General features: G+C 72.8%; 19 protein-coding genes. 9 read left to right on the top strand and 10 right to left on the bottom strand.

Translation table 11 applies throughout. The features are described 5' to 3' along the window. Positions 1-66 precede the first annotated feature (66 nt). The gene (locus AC4BGE_RS11145; RefSeq protein WP_490575317.1) at positions 67-669 is read left to right on the top strand and encodes a nitroreductase family protein; all 603 of its coding nucleotides are present in this window, start codon (positions 67-69) and stop codon (positions 667-669) included. Between the two features lie 16 nt (positions 670-685). Here AC4BGE_RS11145 and mnhG read toward each other — a convergent pair whose 3' ends face one another. Genes mnhG through AC4BGE_RS11115 form a run of 6 tightly spaced genes read right to left on the bottom strand, consistent with a single transcriptional unit; the run spans position 686 to position 7,013 of the window. After that, the gene (gene mnhG, locus AC4BGE_RS11140) at positions 686-1,054 is read right to left on the bottom strand and encodes a monovalent cation/H(+) antiporter subunit G (protein ID WP_490570823.1); all 369 of its coding nucleotides are present in this window, start codon (positions 1,052-1,054) and stop codon (positions 686-688) included. Continuing rightward, entirely contained in the window at positions 1,051-1,353 is a 303-nt protein-coding gene (locus tag AC4BGE_RS11135) for an MrpF/PhaF family protein (RefSeq protein WP_490570824.1), read from the bottom strand. The genes mnhG and AC4BGE_RS11135 overlap by 4 nt, the downstream gene beginning before the upstream one ends. Continuing rightward, on the bottom strand, positions 1,350-1,907 hold the full coding sequence (locus AC4BGE_RS11130) for a Na+/H+ antiporter subunit E (protein ID WP_490575316.1): 558 nt from the start codon (positions 1,905-1,907) through the stop codon (positions 1,350-1,352). Before AC4BGE_RS11130 ends, AC4BGE_RS11135 begins: the two co-directional genes overlap by 4 nt. Further along, positions 1,904-3,598 carry a Na+/H+ antiporter subunit D gene (locus tag AC4BGE_RS11125; protein WP_490575315.1) on the bottom strand — a complete coding sequence of 565 codons (1,695 nt, stop codon included), beginning with the start codon at positions 3,596-3,598 and terminating at the stop codon, positions 1,904-1,906. Before AC4BGE_RS11125 ends, AC4BGE_RS11130 begins: the two co-directional genes overlap by 4 nt. Continuing rightward, a complete protein-coding gene (locus AC4BGE_RS11120) occupies positions 3,595-4,131 on the bottom strand; it encodes a Na(+)/H(+) antiporter subunit C (RefSeq protein WP_490570827.1) in 537 nt (178 codons plus the stop codon). Before AC4BGE_RS11120 ends, AC4BGE_RS11125 begins: the two co-directional genes overlap by 4 nt. Next, a complete protein-coding gene (locus tag AC4BGE_RS11115) occupies positions 4,128-7,013 on the bottom strand; it encodes a Na+/H+ antiporter subunit A (protein ID WP_490575314.1) in 2,886 nt (961 codons plus the stop codon). Before AC4BGE_RS11115 ends, AC4BGE_RS11120 begins: the two co-directional genes overlap by 4 nt. A 296-nt stretch (positions 7,014-7,309) precedes the next feature. On the opposite strand from AC4BGE_RS11115, the gene AC4BGE_RS11110 reads away from it, so the two are divergent. Together AC4BGE_RS11110 and AC4BGE_RS11105 are read left to right on the top strand one after the other, a co-directional pair. Further along, the gene (locus AC4BGE_RS11110; RefSeq protein WP_490575313.1) at positions 7,310-8,398 is read left to right on the top strand and encodes an HpcH/HpaI aldolase/citrate lyase family protein; all 1,089 of its coding nucleotides are present in this window, start codon (positions 7,310-7,312) and stop codon (positions 8,396-8,398) included. Further along, positions 8,395-9,261 carry an HpcH/HpaI aldolase/citrate lyase family protein gene (locus tag AC4BGE_RS11105; protein ID WP_490570830.1) on the top strand — a complete coding sequence of 289 codons (867 nt, stop codon included), beginning with the start codon at positions 8,395-8,397 and terminating at the stop codon, positions 9,259-9,261. The genes AC4BGE_RS11110 and AC4BGE_RS11105 overlap by 4 nt, the downstream gene beginning before the upstream one ends. Positions 9,262-9,267: 6 nt before the next feature. Here the strand turns inward: AC4BGE_RS11105 and AC4BGE_RS11100 are convergent, their stop codons facing one another. After that, positions 9,268-10,092: a hypothetical protein gene (locus AC4BGE_RS11100; RefSeq protein ID WP_490570831.1), complete on the bottom strand. Its 825-nt coding sequence runs from the start codon at positions 10,090-10,092 to the stop codon at positions 9,268-9,270. Positions 10,093-10,609: 517 nt separating this feature from the next. Between AC4BGE_RS11100 and AC4BGE_RS11095 the strand changes: the two genes are divergently transcribed. Together AC4BGE_RS11095 and AC4BGE_RS11090 are read left to right on the top strand one after the other, a co-directional pair. Beyond that, positions 10,610-10,753 carry a hypothetical protein gene (locus AC4BGE_RS11095; RefSeq protein ID WP_181309788.1) on the top strand — a complete coding sequence of 48 codons (144 nt, stop codon included), beginning with the start codon at positions 10,610-10,612 and terminating at the stop codon, positions 10,751-10,753. A 146-nt stretch (positions 10,754-10,899) separates the two neighbouring features. Continuing rightward, positions 10,900-11,415: a hypothetical protein gene (locus AC4BGE_RS11090; RefSeq protein WP_490575312.1), complete on the top strand. Its 516-nt coding sequence runs from the start codon at positions 10,900-10,902 to the stop codon at positions 11,413-11,415. Positions 11,416-11,463: 48 nt separating this feature from the next. Here AC4BGE_RS11090 and AC4BGE_RS11085 read toward each other — a convergent pair whose 3' ends face one another. Beyond that, complete coding sequence (locus AC4BGE_RS11085) at positions 11,464-13,230, bottom strand: GDSL-type esterase/lipase family protein (RefSeq protein WP_490575311.1); 1,767 nt, start codon at positions 13,228-13,230, stop codon at positions 11,464-11,466. 178 nt (positions 13,231-13,408) lie between these two features. On the opposite strand from AC4BGE_RS11085, the gene AC4BGE_RS11080 reads away from it, so the two are divergent. From AC4BGE_RS11080 to AC4BGE_RS11065, 4 genes are all read left to right on the top strand, one after another. Beyond that, positions 13,409-14,341 carry a hypothetical protein gene (locus AC4BGE_RS11080; protein WP_490575310.1) on the top strand — a complete coding sequence of 311 codons (933 nt, stop codon included), beginning with the start codon at positions 13,409-13,411 and terminating at the stop codon, positions 14,339-14,341. 3 nt (positions 14,342-14,344) lie between these two features. Further along, a complete protein-coding gene (locus AC4BGE_RS11075) occupies positions 14,345-15,628 on the top strand; it encodes a methyltransferase (protein ID WP_490575309.1) in 1,284 nt (427 codons plus the stop codon). Then, on the top strand, positions 15,625-16,251 hold the full coding sequence (locus AC4BGE_RS11070; RefSeq protein ID WP_490575308.1) for a TetR/AcrR family transcriptional regulator: 627 nt from the start codon (positions 15,625-15,627) through the stop codon (positions 16,249-16,251). The genes AC4BGE_RS11075 and AC4BGE_RS11070 overlap by 4 nt, the downstream gene beginning before the upstream one ends. 156 nt (positions 16,252-16,407) lie before the next feature. Beyond that, positions 16,408-17,148, top strand: a complete 741-nt coding sequence (locus AC4BGE_RS11065; RefSeq protein ID WP_490575307.1) for a LamG-like jellyroll fold domain-containing protein — start codon at positions 16,408-16,410, stop codon at positions 17,146-17,148. A 116-nt stretch (positions 17,149-17,264) separates the two neighbouring features. Here AC4BGE_RS11065 and AC4BGE_RS11060 read toward each other — a convergent pair whose 3' ends face one another. Together AC4BGE_RS11060 and AC4BGE_RS11055 are read right to left on the bottom strand one after the other, a co-directional pair. After that, complete coding sequence (locus AC4BGE_RS11060) at positions 17,265-17,849, bottom strand: hypothetical protein (RefSeq protein WP_490570838.1); 585 nt, start codon at positions 17,847-17,849, stop codon at positions 17,265-17,267. An 87-nt stretch (positions 17,850-17,936) separates the two neighbouring features. Further along, positions 17,937-18,101, bottom strand: a complete 165-nt coding sequence (locus AC4BGE_RS11055; RefSeq protein WP_490570839.1) for a hypothetical protein — start codon at positions 18,099-18,101, stop codon at positions 17,937-17,939. Positions 18,102-18,240: the final 139 nt, after the last annotated feature.

The following is an 18,240-nucleotide window of genomic DNA, read 5'->3' as shown; positions in this document are numbered from 1 at the left end:
CAGTGCACCGCGCGCGGCGACCGGGGTCAATCGACACGACGGAGCGCGGACCGGGAGGATGGAGGGGTGGAGTTCTCCGAGGTCGTACGCCGTCGCCGCATGGTCCGCCGCTACGCCGACGCCCCGGTGGCCCCGGAGCAGGTCGACCGGATGCTCGCGCACGCCGTCCGGGCCCCCAGCGCCGGCTTCTCCCAGGGCTGGGCGTTCCTGCGGCTGGACCGCCCCGAGGACGTCGCGCGGTTCTGGCGCGCCACCTCGCCCGCCCCCGGCGCCACCAGCGCCTGGCTGGAGGGGATGCGCACCGCGCCGGTGGTGCTGGTGCCGCTGGCCTGCCGCGACGCCTACGTGGCGCGCTACGCCGAGCCCGACAAGGGGTGGGACCCCGGCGCCGAGGAGCGCTGGCCGGTCCCGTGGTGGTTCACCGACACCGCGATGGCCTCGCTGCTGATCCTGCAGACCGCGGTCGACGAGGGCCTGGGCGCCTGCTTCTTCGGCATCCCACCGGAGCGGGTGGCGGCGTTCCGCGAGGAGTTCGGGGTGCCGGCCGACCACGCCCCGCTGGGGGCGATCACCGTCGGGCACCCCGACCCCACGACCCCGCCCGGCGGCTCCCCGACCCGCCGGCGGCGCCGGCCGCTCGACGACGTGGTGCACCGCGGCCACTGGTGAGGCGCGGATCCCCGCCTCAGGGCGCCCCGCGCCCGCCGTCCCAGTCGTGCTGGTTCTCGGTGAGCTCGTCGACGACGAGCAGGTCCTCGCGCACCTGACCGGCCCGGAACGAGGCCCGGCCCACCATGTGGCTGGAGACCACGCTGGTGGCCATCTGCAGGATCACCACCAGGGCCAGCATCCCGAGCACCGACGGGTCGCGCAGCCGCAGCGCCAGCCCGAGCACCACGAAGGAGAGGCCGATCACCTGCGGCTTCGTCGCGGCGTGCATCCGGCTCAGCAGGTCGGGCAGCCGGACCACGCCGATCGCGGCCACCAGGGCGAACCCGGCCCCCACCAGCAGGCAGACCGCGGAGGCGACGTCCAGCACCGTCTCGAGGCTCATGGCTGACCACCCTCCTCCTGCTGGTCGTTCTCGGCCTCCACGTCGTCCACGCCGCTGGCGTAGCGGGCCACCGCGACCGACCCGACGAAGCCGACGGCGGCCAGGCACAGGAGCGCGGGCAGCGCCACGACGCTCTCCTGCTGCGCCGACCACACCGCCATCCCGCAGACCATCACCGACATCATCACGTCGAGCGCCATGCTGCGGTCCAAGATGGTGGGGCCGACCGTCACCCGGACGATCAGCAGGCCGGCGGCCACCACCAGGATCCCCGCGGCGACCATGAGGACGACCGTCATCGGGCCTCCTCCTCGGTGATCGGCTCGAAGGCCGCCAGGAAGCGCGCCTCGACCGCCAGGGCCTCGCGCCGGAAGCGCTCCACGGCCTCGAGGTCGGGCACGTCGAGCACGTGCAGGTAGAGGGTGTGGGTGGAGCGTCGCGCCTCCACCACCACGGAGCCCGGCACCAGGCTCAGCATGGCCGCGACGCCGGTGAGCACGAAGTCGGAGGAGCTGTGCAGGTCGACCGCGATCACCGCGTTGCGGACCTGCCGGCGCCGCAGCACCACCAGGGTGACGTCGATGCTGGCCCGGACCACGTCGACCACGAACCGCAGCGCCAGCAGGAGCAGGCGGAACGGGTGGACCCTGGCCTCCAGCCGCACCGGCGGCAGCGGGAACGCGAGGCAGACCAGCACCGCCACGAGCAGCCCGGAGACGACCAGCAGCGGCGACACGTCGCCCCACAGCGCCAGCCAGACCAGCGTCAGCCAGATCAGGGCGAACGGCTGGAGCGGGCGGTAGCGGGCCGGCCGCACCGATCCGTCGCGGCGCACGCGCGTGCGGGGGCTCACCGGCCACTCTCCGGGAGGACCGCCGAGAGGTACGGCGTCCGCTCGACGAGGTCGCGGGCGGCACGGTCGGTGAACTCGAAGAGCGGCCCGGCCACCACGGTCAGCAGCACCGAGAGCGCCACCAGGGCGGCCGCCGGCGCGGTCATGCTGGACGGGGTGGTCCGGCTGTCCTCACCGGCCTCGATCAGCTGGTAGAAGTCCCGCTCGGGCTCGTCGTCGTCGGCGAGCCGTCGCGACTCCGAGAGCACCTGGGCGCTGAGCACGCCACCGGAGGTGTGCACGTGGCCGCGGTGCTCGACCCGGGGCCGGGTGTCGTGGCCCGGCAGCGGGTCGGCGCCGACGTCCTCGATGTCGGCGAGCGCCTCGTGGGCCTCCAGCGGCGTGCGCCAGAAGGCGACCGCCCAGGTCTTGGCCACGGCGTACAGGGTGAGCAGGCTGGTGGCCACGCCCGCGACGATCAGCGTCCAGGCCAGCGGGGTGCCGAGGTCCTGGGCGGCCTGGAGCAGCCCGACCTTGCCGATGAAGCCGGAGAACGGCGGGATGCCGGCCAGGTTCATCGCCGGGATGAAGAAGAGCACCCCGAGCAGCGGCGCGATCCGGGCGAGGCCGCCGATGCGCACCAGGGAGGTGCTGCCGGCGCGGCGTTCGACCAGGCCGATGACGAGGAACAGCGCCGTCTGCACCGTGATGTGGTGGACGACGTAGAACATCGTCGCCGACGCCCCGGCGACCCCCGCCACCGCGATGCCGAGCACCAGGTAGCCGATGTGGCTGACCAGGGTGAAGGAGAGCATGCGCTTGACGTCGGACTGCGCGATGGCGCCGAGGATGCCGACGACCAGGGTCAGCAGGGCCACCCAGAGCAGCATGTCGGTCAGCGGGCTGTGCGGGAAGATCAGCATCTGCATGCGCAGGATGGCGTAGATGCCGACCTTGGTCAGGAGGCCGGCGAAGACGGCCGTGACGGGTGCCGGCGCGGTGGGATAGCTGTCGGGCAACCAGAACGACAGCGGGAAGATCGCCGCCTTGATGGCGAAGGTGGTCAGCAGCAGCAGCTGGAGCATCAGCGAGACGTGCGGCGGCAGCTCGGCGACCCGCTCGGCCAGGTGGGCCATGGTCAGGGTGCCGGTGGCGGCGTAGGTCGCGGCGATCGAGATCAGGAACAGCGACGAGGAGAGCAGCGCCACCAGGACGTAGATGGTGCCGGCCCGGATCCGGGGGCCGGTGCCGCCGAGCGTCAGCAGCACGTAGCTGGCGAAGAGCAGCATCTCGAAGCTGACGAAGAGGTTGAAGAGGTCGCCGGCCAGGAAGGCGTTGGCCACGCCGGCGACCAGCACCAGGAACGTCGGGTGGTAGATCGACAGCGGCGCGGACTCCTCGTCCTCGACCATGCCCTGGCCGATCGAGTAGCCGAGGACGGCCAGGGTCACCAGGGAGCTGACCAGCACCATCAGCGCGGCCAGCCGGTCGGCGACCAGCACGATGCCCACCGTCTCGGGCCACTGCCCCACCCACATCACCTGCGGGCCGGACTGGTCGGCCTCGACCAGGAGCACCGCGGCGATCACGGCGTTGGCCACCAGCACGACCAGGCTGAGCCAGCGCTGGAGCCGGGGCTTGTGGGTCATCACCAGGCTGATGCCGGCTCCGAGGAGGGGCAGCAGGACCGGCAGCGGGACCAGGAGGCTCATGAGTGACCCACCCCGTCCTCCTCCTCGCGCCGGGCCACGACGGCCACGTCGCCCTCGGCGCCGAGGCCGGGCTCCGGCTCGTCCACGAGCTCTCCTTCTGCGAAGTCGCTGGACTGGTCGACCTCGTCGGGGTCGTCGCTCGCCGCCGAGTAGGCCTGCGAGGTGACGTCGGAGGCCGCGAGCCGCCGGATCATGGCGTCCTCGACGTCGTCCTGGACGTCGTCGTGGCCGGTCAGCTGCCAGCTCCGGTAGGCCATGGCCAGCACGAAGGAGACGGTGGCCAGGGTGATCACGATGGCGGTCAGCACCAGGGCCTGGGGAAGCGGGTCCGAGATCGTCTCCTCGGACCCCTCGACCACGATCGGGGCGGCCCCGCCGGGCCCCCCGGAGACCAGGAAGGCCAGGCTGACGCCGTTGCCCATCATCATCAGACCGACCAGGACCCGCGACAGGCTCCGCTCGAGCAGCAGGTAGACCCCGCAGCCGATCAGCGCCGAGGAGGTCAGCACCAGGGTCAGGTTGACGTCGTTCATCGGCCCTCGCTCTCCGCGGCCTCGGCCGCTCGCAGGTCGCGGATCACGTGCCGGTCGATCTGGGAGCCGAGGGCGCGCAGCAGGTCAAGGACCAGCCCGACCACGACGAGGTAGACCCCGATGTCGAAGAAGACCGAGGTGACCAGGTGGATCTTGCCGAGCAGCGGGACCGTGAGGTCCACGATCGCGGTCTGCAGCACCGCGGCACCGAAGGCCAGCGGCACGATGGCGGCCACCGCGGCCACCGCCAGGCCCCCGCCGATCAGCTTGCCGGCGTCGACCGGGGCGGCCTCGTCGAGCTCGTAGCGGCCACCGGCGAGGTAGCGCAGCACCAGCGCCAGCCCGGTCACCATCCCGGCCGCGAACCCACCGCCGGGATCGTTGTGGCCGGCCAGCAGGAGGTAGATCGAGATCATCAGGATGGTGTGGAAGACCAGCCGGGTGATGACCTCGAAGATGATCGAGCGGTTCTCCGGCGCGAGGGTGCGCGGGGCGGGGAGCCAGGCGCGCTTGCCGGCGACCTTGGGCTCCTTGCGGACGCCCGCGGGGTAGGGGATCTCGTGCACCCGGCGGATGCCGGTCCCCCGGGTGTCGAGGAAGACCAGGCTGGCCACGCCGGTCGCGGCGGCCACCAGCACGGCGATCTCGCCGAGGGTGTCCCAGGCCCGGACGTCGACCAGGATGACGTTGACGATGTTGTGGCCACCGCCGTAGTCGACGGCCAGCTCGGGCAGGACCGACGAGACCGGCTCGGCGGTCCGGGACGAGGCCCCGACCAGCAGGAACCCGGCGACCGAGACCGCCACCCCGAGGCCCAGCGCCATCCGCAGGTAGCGGCGGCGGGTCAGCGGGCGGTCGGTGAAGTACTCCGGGAGGCGGCGCAGCGCCAGGACGGCGACCACGACCGTGACGGTCTCGACCAGCACCTGGGTCAGCGCCAGGTCGGGCGCTCCCTGGAGGATGAAGAAGAGCGCGGTGCCGTAGCCCGTCGCCCCGGCCAGCAGCACCGCCCGGAGCCGGCGCCGGGCGCGGGTCGCCATCACGGCCGCGACGGCGATCACCACGCCGATCCCCGCCTGAGCCGGTGTCTGCCAGGCGGTCACGTGGATCACGTCGGTGGTCTGCAGCAGCGTGGACCCCGGGACCAGCACCACGACGAGCAGGATCAACGCCAGGTAGGCGGCGGCCGAGCCCCGCTGGACCACACCGGTGACCTCCACCGCCGTCCGGTCGACCGAGCGCATGGTCCACCGGTAGGCACGCTCGAAGGAGAGCTGGTGGGTGAAGGAGAGCTGCCAGCGCAGCACCGCCCCGCGGGCCGCGAAGAGGAGGCCGCCGAGGAGCAGGGCGACTGCGGTGGCGCCCAGCGGGAGCCCGACCCCGTGCCACAGCGAGAGCTCGGCGGTGTGCGCGCCGGGCGGGAACAGGTCGGCCTGCAGCCCGAGCAGCTCGGTGAGCGGCCGGCCGGCGAAGCCCAGGACCAGGGTGAGCGCCGCCAGCAGCACGGGCCCGGCGGCGAAGCCCCAGGGGACGGCCCGCACGGCGGGCTCCTCGGCGACCTCGCGGTTGCCGAAGGCGCCCCACACGAAGCGGGCCGAGTAGGCGACGGTGAGCACCGAGCCCAGCACCACGCCGGCCAGGACGAGCCAGCCCACCGCGGGCGGCACCCCGGTGCCGTCGCCCTTCTCCGCGACGTCGACCAGGGCGACGAAGACGCTCTCCTTGGCCACGTATCCCAGCAGCGGCGGCACCCCGGCCATCGAGGCGGCCGCCACGGTGGCGGCGACCGCCACCACCGGCATCCGCCGGGCGAGACCGGTGAGGCGGCGCAGGTCGCGGGTGCCGGTGGTGCGGTCGACTAGGCCGACCACCAGGAAGAGGCAGGCCTTGAAGAGGGCGTGGGCCAGCAGCAGCGCCAGGCCGGCCAGCGTCGCGCTGCGGGTGCCGACGCCCAGCACCAGGATCATGAAGCCGAGCTGGCTGACCGTGCCGAAGGCCAGCAGCAGCTTGAGGTCGTGCTGGACCAGCGCCCTGATCCCGCCGAGCAGCATGGTGGCCAGACCCAGGACGATCAGCACCGAGCGCCACCCGGGCACGTCGGCGAAGGCCGGGGCGAGCAGCGCCACCAGGAAGACGCCGGCCTTCACCATGGAGGCGGCGTGCAGGTAGGCCGAGACCGGTGTGGGGGCGGCCATCGCGGCGGGGAGCCAGAAGTGGAAGGGCACCAGCGCCGACTTGCTGATCGCCCCGACCAGCAGCAGGTGGACCGCGACGGTGACCGCCGTCCCGGCCGGCGGGTCGGCCAGGATGGCGCTGATCTGGTAGGTGCCCGCGGCGTTGCCGAGCATGATCGCGCCCACCAGCATCGCCAGGCCGCCGAGCGTGGTCACCAGCAGCGCCTGGATGGCCGCCTGCCGGCTGCTGCGGCGCGTCGGGTCGTGGCCGATGAGCAGGAAGGAGAAGACCGTGGTCAGTTCCCAGAAGACGTAGGTGAGCAGCAGGTCGTCGGAGAGGACCAGGCCGAGCATCGCCGCGACGAAGGCGGTCAGCACGCCGGCGAAGCGGGGCACGCCCGCACTGTCGTCGTGGAAGTACCAGGTGCAGTAGGCCAGCACCACGGCGCCGATGCCCAGCACCACCATCGCGAGCACCCACTGGAGCGCGCCCAGCGAGAACGACATCTCCATCCCGATGCTCGGCACCCAGCTCCAGCTCTCGGCCCGGTGACTGCCGTCGAGCACGTCCGGACCCAGGGTGGCCATCCAGGCCGTGCCGGCCAGCACCACCGCCGCGATCGGCGCGAACGCACGACGGCCCCACGCCAGGACCATGGGAGGGCTCACCAACGAGAGACCGAAGAGTCCGGCGATCAGGATCAGCAACAGGGTCGCCCGTCGGGTGGTGGGTGGCTCGTTGGCGTGCGCGCCGCGGCGCGTGGGGTGATTCTACTGAGGCGGCGCTCAACCGCTGCGGCGGTACCGTCCGCCGCGAGGTGGGGAGTTCAACGCCGCGCTGCGCCCGGTGATCACCCGGCAGCGCGACGTCGAGACGGAGGTGGAGCGGTGGCGCGAGCGGCGTCCGGCTCGGGTGGCGGCCCACCGGCGCCGGGAGTGAGCCGGGCGGTCCACCGTGCGAGGTCCCGGCCCCGGGCCGGGCACTCGCTGTTATCTTCCGCCTCATGCGCTCAGCCAAGGACTTCTTCGCCCCCCTCGCCGTCGGCGCCCCCGCGCCGGTGCGCGAGATCCCGGCCCGGCCCAGCCGCGCCATCCACTTCTTCGACCCGGGCAACCCCAAGATGGCGGCCAAGGTCCCCGACATGGTCGGCAAGGTCGACGTGCTCCTGGGCAACCTGGAGGACGCCGTCAAGGCCGAGAACAAGGAGGTCTCCCGCGAGGGACTGGTCAAGATCGGCCAGTCGGTCGACTTCGGCCCGACCCAGTTCTGGACCCGGATCAACTCCCTGGACAGCCCCTGGGTGCTGGACGACCTGACCACGCTCGTCCCGGCCATCGGCGACAAGCTCGACGTCATCATGGTGCCGAAGGTGCAGGGCGCCGAGGACATCCACTACGTCGACCGGCTGCTCGCGCAGCTCGAGGCCAAGGCCGGCATCAAGAAGCCGATCCTGATCCACGCGATCCTGGAGACCGCGCGCGGCGTGGCCAACATCGAGGAGATCTGCGCCGCCTCCCCGCGGATGCAGGGCCTCTCGCTCGGTCCGGCCGACCTGGCGGCCGACCGGCGGATGAAGACCACCCGCGTCGGCGGCGGGCACCCGGGCTACCTGGTCCGGGCGGACGCCCCGAAGAACGACACCGGCGAGACGCAGTACGACGCGGACCGGACGATCTACCAGCAGGACCTGTGGCACTACACGATCGCCCGGATGGTCGACGCGTGCGCGATGCACGGCATCTACCCCTACTACGGGCCGTTCGGCGACATCAAGGACACGGTCGCCTGCGAGGACCAGTTCCGCAACGCCTTCCTGCTCGGCTGCGTCGGCGCGTGGAGCCTGCACCCGGTGCAGATCAAGATCGCCAACCGGGTCTTCTCCCCCAGCGTGGAGGACGTCGCCCACGCCCGCCGGGTGATCGCGGCCATGGGCGACGGCACCGGCGCGGTGATGATCGACGGCAAGATGGAGGACGACGCCTCCGTCAAGCAGTGCCAGGTGATGGTGCGGCTCGCCGAGGATCTCGCGGCCATCGACCCGGAGCTGAAGGCCCAGTACGACGCCATCGAGGTCGAAGGAGTGCCGGCATGAGCGAGTTCACCCCCCTGAGGTCCGTCCTCTACATGCCCAGCTCCAACGAGCGGGCGCTGGAGAAGGCCAAGAGCATCCCGTGCGACGGCCTGATCCTCGACCTCGAGGACGCCGTCGCCCCCGACGCCAAGACCGCCGCCCGCGACGCTGCCTGCGCCGCGGTCGCCTCCGGCGAGTACGGCCGTCGCACCGTGACCATCCGGGTCAACGGGATCGGCACCGAGTGGCACGACGCCGACATCGCCGCGGCCAGCAAGGCCGGCCCCGCCGCGATCGTGGTGCCCAAGGTCAACAGTGCCGCCGAGGTCGAGCAGCTCGTCGCCGCGATGGAGGCGGCCGGCGCCCCGGCGCACACCAAGCTGTGGGCGATGATCGAGACCCCCGTCGCGATCCTCGACTGCCTCTCCATCGCCCGGGCCTCGGAGCGGCTGACCGCCTTCGTGCTCGGCACCAACGACCTGGTCAAGGAGCTCTACGCCGAGCACGTGCCCGGCCGGGCCCCGATCCTGCCGAGCCTGCACACCGCCCTGCTGGCCGGCCGAGCCGCCGGCATCGCGGTGATCGACGGGGTCTACAACAACGTCAAGGACACCGACGGCTTCCTCGCCGAGTGCGAGCAGGGCCGGCAGATGGGCTTCGACGGCAAGACGCTGATCCACCCCGGCCAGGTGGAGGGCGCCAACGCGGCGTTCGCCCCCTCCGAGCAGGCGGTCGAGGACGCGCGCGGGCTGATCCAGGCCTGGGAGGACGGCAAGGGCTCCGGCGTCGTCACCTACAACGGCCGGATGGTGGAGAACCTCCACGTCGAGTCGGCCCGCCGCACGCTGAGCATCCACGAGGCGGTCCAGGCCCTCCAGGCCTGACGAGGGTCAGCGCCGGGTCAGCCAGGGGGTGCCCTTGCTGGCCCGGGCGGCCCGCCGCCCACCGGCGGGGGCCCGCTGCTTCGGCACGGCGAGGTCCGCGTCGTCCTGCCCGGCCTCGGCACCACGACGGGCGGCCGCCTGCTCCCTGGTGTCGGCGAAGCGCTCGATGGCGGCCAGGGCGCGGGCCTCCACCTCGGCCGAGGAGACGAGCGGAGCCGGTCCCGGCGCGGGACGGCCGGGCACCGTGGACAGCGACGCCGGCGAAGCGGGATCCTCGTCGGCCGTGTCGTCGTCGTCCATCCGGGTCATCGCCCAGCGGGTCCACAGGGCCGACCCCGCGAGCAGCAGGACCACCGGGAACCCGTAGAGGCCCCACGGGATCAGCCGGACCGAGGCCTCGACCGGACTCTCGCGTTCGCCGTCCCGGACCACCCCGGAGACGATGTGCTCGCCGTGCGCGAACCCCGCGAACTCCACCGGCAGCTCGACCGTGACGCGGGTGCCGGGGGCGAGGGGGGCCAGCGCGGGCGCGTCGACGGGCGTCGCCCGGCCGCTCCCGTGCCGCCAGACAAGGTCGAGCGAGGGCGCGGTCTCGGTCTGCCCGTTGTTGTAGAGCACCAGCTCGAGGAGCGGGGTGGGCGCGGCCCCGAACCAGGTCTCGAACGAGCTCGCACCGACGAGCCGGGCCGACTGGACCACGATGCGGGGCTCCTCGCCGCTCTCCGCGTGGGCGGCGGGCGCGGCCCCCGCCAGCGCGAGGCCGATGAGGAGACCCGTCAGCGCCGGCACGAGCGTGCGGAGCCGGGCGCGTGCGGTGCTGCAGACGAACATCTTGCTCCCTCCCGGGCCGGAGGCTCGCAGCGATGCGCTGCGAGCGTCAACCCGGACGATGCCGGTACGCCGAAGCGATGGGCGGATATACCCGATTCTCGGTAGCGGGTGGTGGTGAAGGTGGCGCGGGCCGTGCGGGGGACCCGGCCCGCGCCACGTGAGACGAACCAAGAACCAACCCGAGAGGATCGCCCGGTGTCCGTCTCCTTCTCGGCCCTCCTCCCAAAGGGCCAGGAGCCTGCGTCAGTGGCTTCTCCCAAGCAGCGCCGACGACCTCCCAGATGCCGGCGCTTCTCCTGACGAGCTCCTGTGACGAAGTTGACACCGTCTCGGGCCCACGTCAACGGGGTCACCCAGCAGTTACCTAAAGGTAGGTATTCAAGATGGCAGGTCAGCGGGCTGGAGAGGCCGGCGAAGAAATTGGGTGAAAGTCGAAGGGTTTGGGATCCGTACCCCCGGGTACAACCACGTCACCTGCGGCCGTAACCCGGACGCTCTTAACCAAGGAGGAACAGAAATGGTCGTTCTCGGCCTGATTCTGCTCATCGTCGGCCTCGTTGCCAACATCAGCATCCTGACCACGATCGGCGCCATTCTCCTGGTCGTCGGCCTGATCTTGAACTTCGTCCCGATCGGCGGCAACGCCCGACGGGTCTGGTAGCAGGACCCACTTGTGACCGTGCCTCGCACGGAGTGATGACCCGAGGCCCCCGCGCACGCCGTGGGGGCCTCGGGTCTTCTCGTGCGCCGGTGCGGGGCCGAGTGGCCGCCCACATGTGCTCGACTCGCCGTGGGTACTGACCGGTCATGAACACTGAAGAGATCGTCTGGCTCGTCGTCGCCGTCGTGGTCGTGCTGGCGCTGGTCGCCCTCGCCGCCTGGCTCCTCAACAAGAAGAAGCAGGAGCGGGACCAGGCCGAGCGGGCCCAGCGGGCCGCCGAGCTGCGCAATGAGGCCGACCGCCATGCCGCGGCGCTCCCCGACGCCGAGCTGCGCGCCAAGGAAGAGGCCGTCAAGGCCGAGAAGCTCCGCCTCGAGGCGGAGCGCGCCGAGGAACGCGCCCAGGAGGCGCAGGTCGGCTACCAGCAGCAGGCGGCCCACCACGAGGACCGGCTCCGCGAGGCCGACCGCCTCGACCCGGACGGCACGGCGACGACCACCTCGAGCTCCTCGACCACGGGAACCACCTCGGCCGCCGCGACGAGCGAGGGCACCGACCCGACCCCGGGGCCGGACGCGGCGACCCAGTCCCCGCCCGACTCCTACGAGGAGGGCTACCAGGACGGCCGGCGCGACGAAGCCCCCGGCTCGCACCGCTCCTGAGCCCCCCACACGGGGGTCACCGCCGGTGACCCCCGTGTGTGCGCCGCCTCAGCGGCAGTCACCCCAGGAGCCGCGCTGGTGGGTGCGCGCGCTCCGCTGCGCCTTCCGGTAGGACGCCTTGCGGGAGAAGGCCCCCTTGGCCACCCGCAGGCTCCCCTGGCGCACCAGCTGGCGACCGAGGTCCTTGCCGCCGACCATGACGTAGCTGGCGGCGGAGGCCGCCTTCGCGCGGGGGTCGCGCACCAGGACCGCCTCGGTGCCTCGGGCCAGCTTCTTGCGGACCGCCTTGCGGGCGGCCGGACGACAGGCGGCCGGCGGCTGGGTCACCCCGGCGATCGGGACCACGCGCGTGCCGGCCCCGGCGATGCGCACCTTCACCCGGTCCGGCCGCGGGCTGCCCAGCACGGTGACGCGGACGCGCAGGGGCTCGGTCGGTCCCACGATCGGGGTCTGGGGCGTCACCGATGAAGGCTCCTGGGTCGAGGGCTCGGTCGCCACAGGCTCCTGGCTCGCGGGCTGGGCGTCGTCCGGTCCGGGGCCGGCGGGCGGCTGGTCGGGGCCGTAGACCTCGAGGTCGAAGAGCGAGACGCCGTAGCCGGTGGCTCGCTGCTCAGCCACCATCCGTACGTAGCGCGCGGAGGTCGGGTGGAACGACGCGGTGTCGTGGCCCCCGTCGCCGTTGATCGTCGACCAGACGGTGCGCCACGTGACGCCGTCGTCGGAGACGTCGATCCGGTAGGCCTTGGCGTAGGCCTTCTCCCAGTTGAGGACCAGCCGGTCGACCCAGCGCGATTCGCCGAGGTCGACCTGCAGCCAGGCCCCGTCGGCCCACTCGCCACTGGCCCACCGGGTCGAGGTGTCCTGGTCGACGGCGTACGACGGGGCGTAGCCGTGCTCGGTGCCCGACGCCAGCACAGTCCTGCCGCGGGCGAGGTCCTCACCCATCAGGGTGTCGTAGACGAGCCGGGCGCTGGCCTCCATCCCCGAGGCGAAGGGGTGGTACTCCATCGCCTTGAGCACGTCGATCCAGCGACCCTGCACCCAGGCGTCCTCGCCGGCGCAGGCGTCGTGACCCCGCGAGGGCCCGAAGGTGTCGACGTAGTGGACACCGCGCTCGGCGGCGGCCTCGGCGAGGGCGGCGTTGAGCTGACGCTGGAGCCCGTCGGCCCAGAGCATGTCCTGGCTGGTCATCGGGACCGCCCCGTTGGTGCAGGAGCCGCTCTCGGGCATCAGGCGCAGATAGCCGACCACGGCGACGGTGGCGTGGGGCGAGCGCTCGCGGATCCCGTCGAGGACGCCGAGGACGTCCTTCTTGGTCTGCACGATCTTGGCGGCCATCAGGTCGACCCCGCCCTGGGTGAACTCGTCGCGGCACGGCGAGCCGTCCGGGTCGCTGGGCGCGACCTCCGGGCAACGGTCGATCAGGGTGCCGAAGAGGCCGCCGTCGTTGCCGCCGATGCCCAGCGTCACCAGGTCGGTGTCGGGGCGCAGCGCGTCGAACTGGGGCGGGGCGGTGCCCAGGATCCCCTCCTGGGGCGCGGCCATGTGCTCGGTGCGCGCCGAGGAGCAGGAGACGTCGGTGAGCTCCAGGCCGAGCCGGTCGGCCAGGATCCGCGGGTAGTTGTTGGTGGAGCGGGCGCAGGGGACCAGGGTCGTCGGCGGGATCAGCGGCCCGGCCGTGAAGGAGTCGCCCAGGGCGACGTAGTGGTCGTAGGGGCGGGTCGGCACGGCGGCCTGCGCCGTCGTGGTGCCGGCCAGGACGGTGGCCAGCGAGCCGATGAGGGTGAGCACCACGGTGGCGCAGAGGCGTGACAAGACAGGGACCTTCCGAGAGGCGTACGAATCCGGTGATGTGACAGCACGGTGACGACTGTCACGTCGACCGCTGCAAAGTACGTGACGGGCACCACAGATCTCAACGAGTGGTCCAGACCGGCCCAGCCCGCGGCCCTGGCCCTGGCCCTGACGGATGTTTTGAGCATATGCTCAAACCATGTCGGAGATCCCCCCGATGGAGCCGTTCCCCGCCCCGGAACCCGGGCCGCCGGACCCGCCTCCGCGTACCGGCGGGGCGGCGCGGGCAGGCATGCTCGCGCTCGTCCTCGTCTTCGCCGTCCTCGGGGTGGTCATCTCCGCGGCCACCGGACGCCTCGACTCGGCGCTGCTCTTCGTCGGTATCCCGTGCGCCCTGGCCCTCGCCGTCGGGTGGATCGACACCAGCCGCAGCGGCGCCGCCACCGCCTTCCAGATCACCACCGTCCTGCTGCTGCTGGCCTCGGCACTGCTTCACGAGGGAGCGCTCTGCGTGCTGATCGCCGCACCTCTGGTCTACGGCGTGGTCTTCCTGGTCTTCGGAGTGGTCTCCGCGGCCCGGGGCGCCTTCACCAAGCACCTCGGCGTGCTGCCGCTGCTCGCCGTGCTCGCGCTCGAGGGAGTCGTCCCGGGCCTGCGGGTCAACCCCGACCAGAGCTCGTCGGCCACCGCCACGGTGGCGCCGACCTGCGCGGAGTTCGAGTCGGCGCTGGCCCGGGGCCCCCGGATCGACCCCGACGACGACCGGGGCCTGCTGCTCCGGCTCGCGCAGTACCCCACCCCCGTCGCCGCCGACGGCGGCGGCCTGGCGGTGGGTGACACCTGGGAGCTCACGATGCCAGCCGGCACGATCGCCACCCGGGTGACGGCCAGCGAGGTCACCACCGGCGAGCGCGGCCGACTCTCCTTCGACGTCACCGAGGACACCGCCCGCACCACCCGCTGGGTCACCCTGCGGACCGGCTCGCTGGCCTGGGGGCAGGCCGGCGACGGGTGCCACGCCACGCTGCAGGTGGACTACACGCGCAAGCTCGACCCCAGCTTCTGGTTCGGCCAGATCACCGACCTCTTCATGGGCGCCGGCGCCCAGGCGTTCCTCAACGCGCTGGACTGAGTCGTGGCCCCCGACCCCGGCACGGACGTGCTGCGCAACCTGACGCTCGTGGTCCCGCTGGCGGGGCTGGGGCTCGTGGTGGCGCTGCGCCGCGCAGGGGTGCTGCGAAGGCGACGCCACGACGTCCCGTACGCCGCCCTGGCCGCGCTGCTCGCCTGGGTGGGGATCCTCGCGGTCGAGCAGGCCACGGGGCTGTGGACGTTCGCCGCGGGCCCGACGGACCTGCTGGGGATGCCCCTGGAGACCAGCCTCGGGTGGGCGCTGGCCTGGGGTGCGCTGCCCGTGCTCGCCGGCGGCCGGCTGCTGCTCTGGTGGGGCGCCCTGGCCTGGGTGGACGTGCTGGTGATGCCACGGCTGGAGCCGCTGGTCGTCCTGGGACCCCACTGGTGGGTCGGCGAGCTGCTCCTCCTCACCTCAGTGCTGGCCCCGGCGCTGGTGCTGGGCCGCACCATGCAGCAGCGCTCCCATCTCTGGCTCCGGGTGACGCTCCAGGGACTCACCGTCACCGGCGCCTGCCTCTGGCTCGTGCCCACCCTCGCCTTCCGGCGCGACGGCGGCAGCTGGGAGGCCGTGGTGGCCCACCCGCTCCCGGTCCGCACCGCCCTGCTGGCCACTGCGGTGCTGCTCGGCGTCCCGGTGCTTGCCGCAGTCGCCGAGCTGGCCCGCGTCGGCCGTGGCACGCCATACCCGTGGGACCCGCCGGAGAGGCTGGTCACCACCGGCCCCTACGCCTACGTGGCCAACCCCATGCAGCTGGGCGTCACCGGGATCCTGCTGCTGCTCTCCCTCGCCGCCGGTTCGCCGCACCTGCTCCTCGCCGCGCTCTGCGCCGGCACCTTCTCGGTGACGGTCGCCGGCCGCCACGAGGCGGCGACGATGCGCGACTGGCCCGGGTACGCCGACTACCGCCGCACGGTGCGCGCCTGGCTGCCCCGACGCACCCCCTACGTGCCCGTCGGCTGCGACCTGTGGGTGAGCCGGGAGTGCGGGATCTGCCGGAGCACCGGGGAGGCGATCGTCGCCATGGAGCCGCACGGCCTCACCGTGCGAGCCGCAGAGGAGGCCGGGATCCGCCTGACCCGGATGCGGTGGGTCGGACCCGGTACGGTCGACCGCGGGGTGGCCGCCTTCGCCCGGGCCCTGGAGCACGCCGGCCTCGGCCGCGCCTGGCTCGGGTGGCTGATCCGGCTCCCCGGGGCGACCTGGGTGGTGCAGACCGCCGCCGACGCCTGCGGACTGGGGCCCCGTGAGGCGCCTTCGACCCAGGAGCAGAGGAGCACGGCGTGAGCAGCGCACAGACCCGGCGCAAGCTGATGGACGCCGCCGTCCGGCTGGTCTCCCGGGAGGGGGTCCGTGCGGTGACCGCCAGGGCCGTCGCCGCGGAGGCAGGGGTCAACCAGGCGCTCGTCTTCTACCACTTCGACGGCCTCGACGGGCTGCTGCGCGAGGCCTTCGAGGAGGCCACCGCCCGGATGGTCGCCGGGTACGTCGCCGAGCTCGCGCAGGCGACCACCTTCGCCGACCTGCACGGCGTCGGGGTGCGGCTCGCCGAGAACAGCCGGGCGGACGGCACCGCCTCACTCCTCTCCCACGTGATCGCCGCCTCGCACACCGACGAGACGATGGCGCGACTCCTCGGGGAGCTGCTGCAGAAGTGGCGGACCGCGCTCTCCGAGACGGTCCGCCGGATCCTCCTGGCCCGGGGGCTCGAGGACTCCCTCGACGTCGACTCGCTCACCGACGCCCTGGCCGCGGCATCAATCGGGATGATCACCCTCGACGCCCTGCCAGGACAGCCGCTCGGCTCCACGCTGCCTTCGCTCAGCGGCGTGGCGACGCTGGTCGACCGGGCGGCGCGGCTGCTGCCCGCTCCTCTGGTCCGGCGCCTCCTCGGCCGGGCCCAGCGCTGACCTGGCGGAGCTGGACGGCGACCACGATCTCCACCGCCGCGAGGATCCCCTCCGGCGCTCGCACCGTGACGCACGGCACCGGCGGCCCCGCTCAGGGGTGACCGACCTGACTGGACCAGCGCGAGACGCCCCGCGACCTGGGCCATCATGAGCACCATGACCTCCCGCGCCCTCGCCCTGCTCGGCGTCCTGGTGTCGACCACCGCCCTCCTGGGCGCCGCCGCGCTGCCCGCCGCCGCCGCGCTGCCCGCCGCCGCCGCGCCGCCCGCCGACGGCACCCGGCTGTCGTTCTCCTTCGACAAGGGGCCAGCGCTGGGCCACGGCGACCCCGTCCTCGGCAGCCCTCGTCGGGCCTCCGGCACAGCGGTCACCGACGGCAGCGCCCGGATCAAGCGCGCCAAGGGAGTGACGGGGCGGGCCATGCGCTTCCCGTGCCTGAGCTGCGGCCGCGCCATCATCGAGGTCCCCGACCGCAACTCGCTCGACCCTCGCCAGAACACCTTCGTCTTCGGCGCGTCGGTGCGGCTCACCGCCAACCAGGCGGCCGGCTCCATGAACGTGGTGCAGAAGGGCTGGTACGACGAGGTCGGCGGCCAGTACAAGCTGCAGGTCGACGACGGCGTACCCAGCTGCGTGGTCAACGGCTCGGCCGGGCGCGCCACCGTGCTGGCGGCGGCCTCGGTGGCCGACGGCGCCTGGCACGCACTGGCCTGCCAGCGCGAGGGCAGCGTGGTGGCCCTGCTGGTCGACGGCGCCGTGGCGGCCCAGGTCGCGGTCGAGACGGGCAACCTCGCCAACGCGGCGCCGGTCTGGATCGGCGGCAAGGCCGTCGGCACCAGCGACCCCGACCAGTTCCGCGGCCGGATGGACGACGTCTTCGTCCGCATCCTCCGCTAGCCGGACGGCCGGCCCGGCCTCAGCGCTCGCAGCCGGACTCCTGCTCGGCGCGTGCCCCCCCCACGATCAGCTCCTCGTCCGCCTCGGAGCCCACGAAGGGGAGGGGACCAGCGAGATCAGTGCAGCATCCGGCTACGGGCGACCGCCTCGTAGTAGCGGCTCGACTCGGGCTTCCACAGCAGGAACAGGATGGCGACCGCCAGCACGACCGAGATCAGGTTGAAGACGAGGCCGATCCCTGTGGTGCCCGGCTGGGTGAAGCTGAGCAGGGTCAGGAGCACGTTGAGCACCCCCAGCACGGTGGCGACGATCCGGGCCCAGGAGCGGCCCTGCCCGTTCTTCCAGGCCATCCAGGCCCAGAGCACCACGGCGACCATGCCCACCAGGAAGACGAAGATGAGCGCGCCGGCGTAGGCCGCGTCGATCGTGCTCTGGGTGGCGTTGGGATCGGTCTCCCGCACGGACTCCTCGATGTCCTCCTTGAGGCCGCCGAGGGTGGCCACCCCGAGGATCAGCGAGAGCAGGCTCAGCGCGGCGCCGGCGTACATCAGCTTCACCGCGGTGGCGAGGCTGCTCGGCTGCTGCGGGGCGGCCGTCTGACCTGGCGCCTCGCCCGCCGGGTACCCGGGGTACTGGGGGTACTGGGGGTACTGCGGGTCGGGCTGCTGCGCGTCCGGATCGGACGGGTACTGCTCGGACATGGATCTCCCTCGACCGTGGGTGTGGGCGTGCTCGTCAGTGTCCGACCCTCCCACGCCCGACCCCCGGTCATCAACGACCGGGCGGGGTCAGGGCTGGGGCGCCCCGTCCTCGGAGGTGTTGGTCGCGCACGTCGCATTGGTGCAGACCCGGTCGTCGATGGTGCCGTCGGGGTCCTTCTCGTGGCGGGAGCGATGCTCACGCAGCCTGACCTCGGCGCCGCACACCCGGCACGGCTGGTTGTCGAAGTACACCGCTGACCCTCCTGCCAAGTTACTGAGCGGTAGACTTTATGGACGGGACAGTGCTGACTCGTGCACGGCCACGACATAGGCTCCGCCCTGACGCGTCGTCGTAGGACAGCGCGTGCTGACACCCACGAGGAGCCATCCT

The organism is Nocardioides sp. Z50_6 (assembly GCF_058215755.1).
The sequence above is the reverse complement of the archived record's forward strand: the minus strand, read 5'-3'. Positions and strand labels throughout refer to the sequence as shown.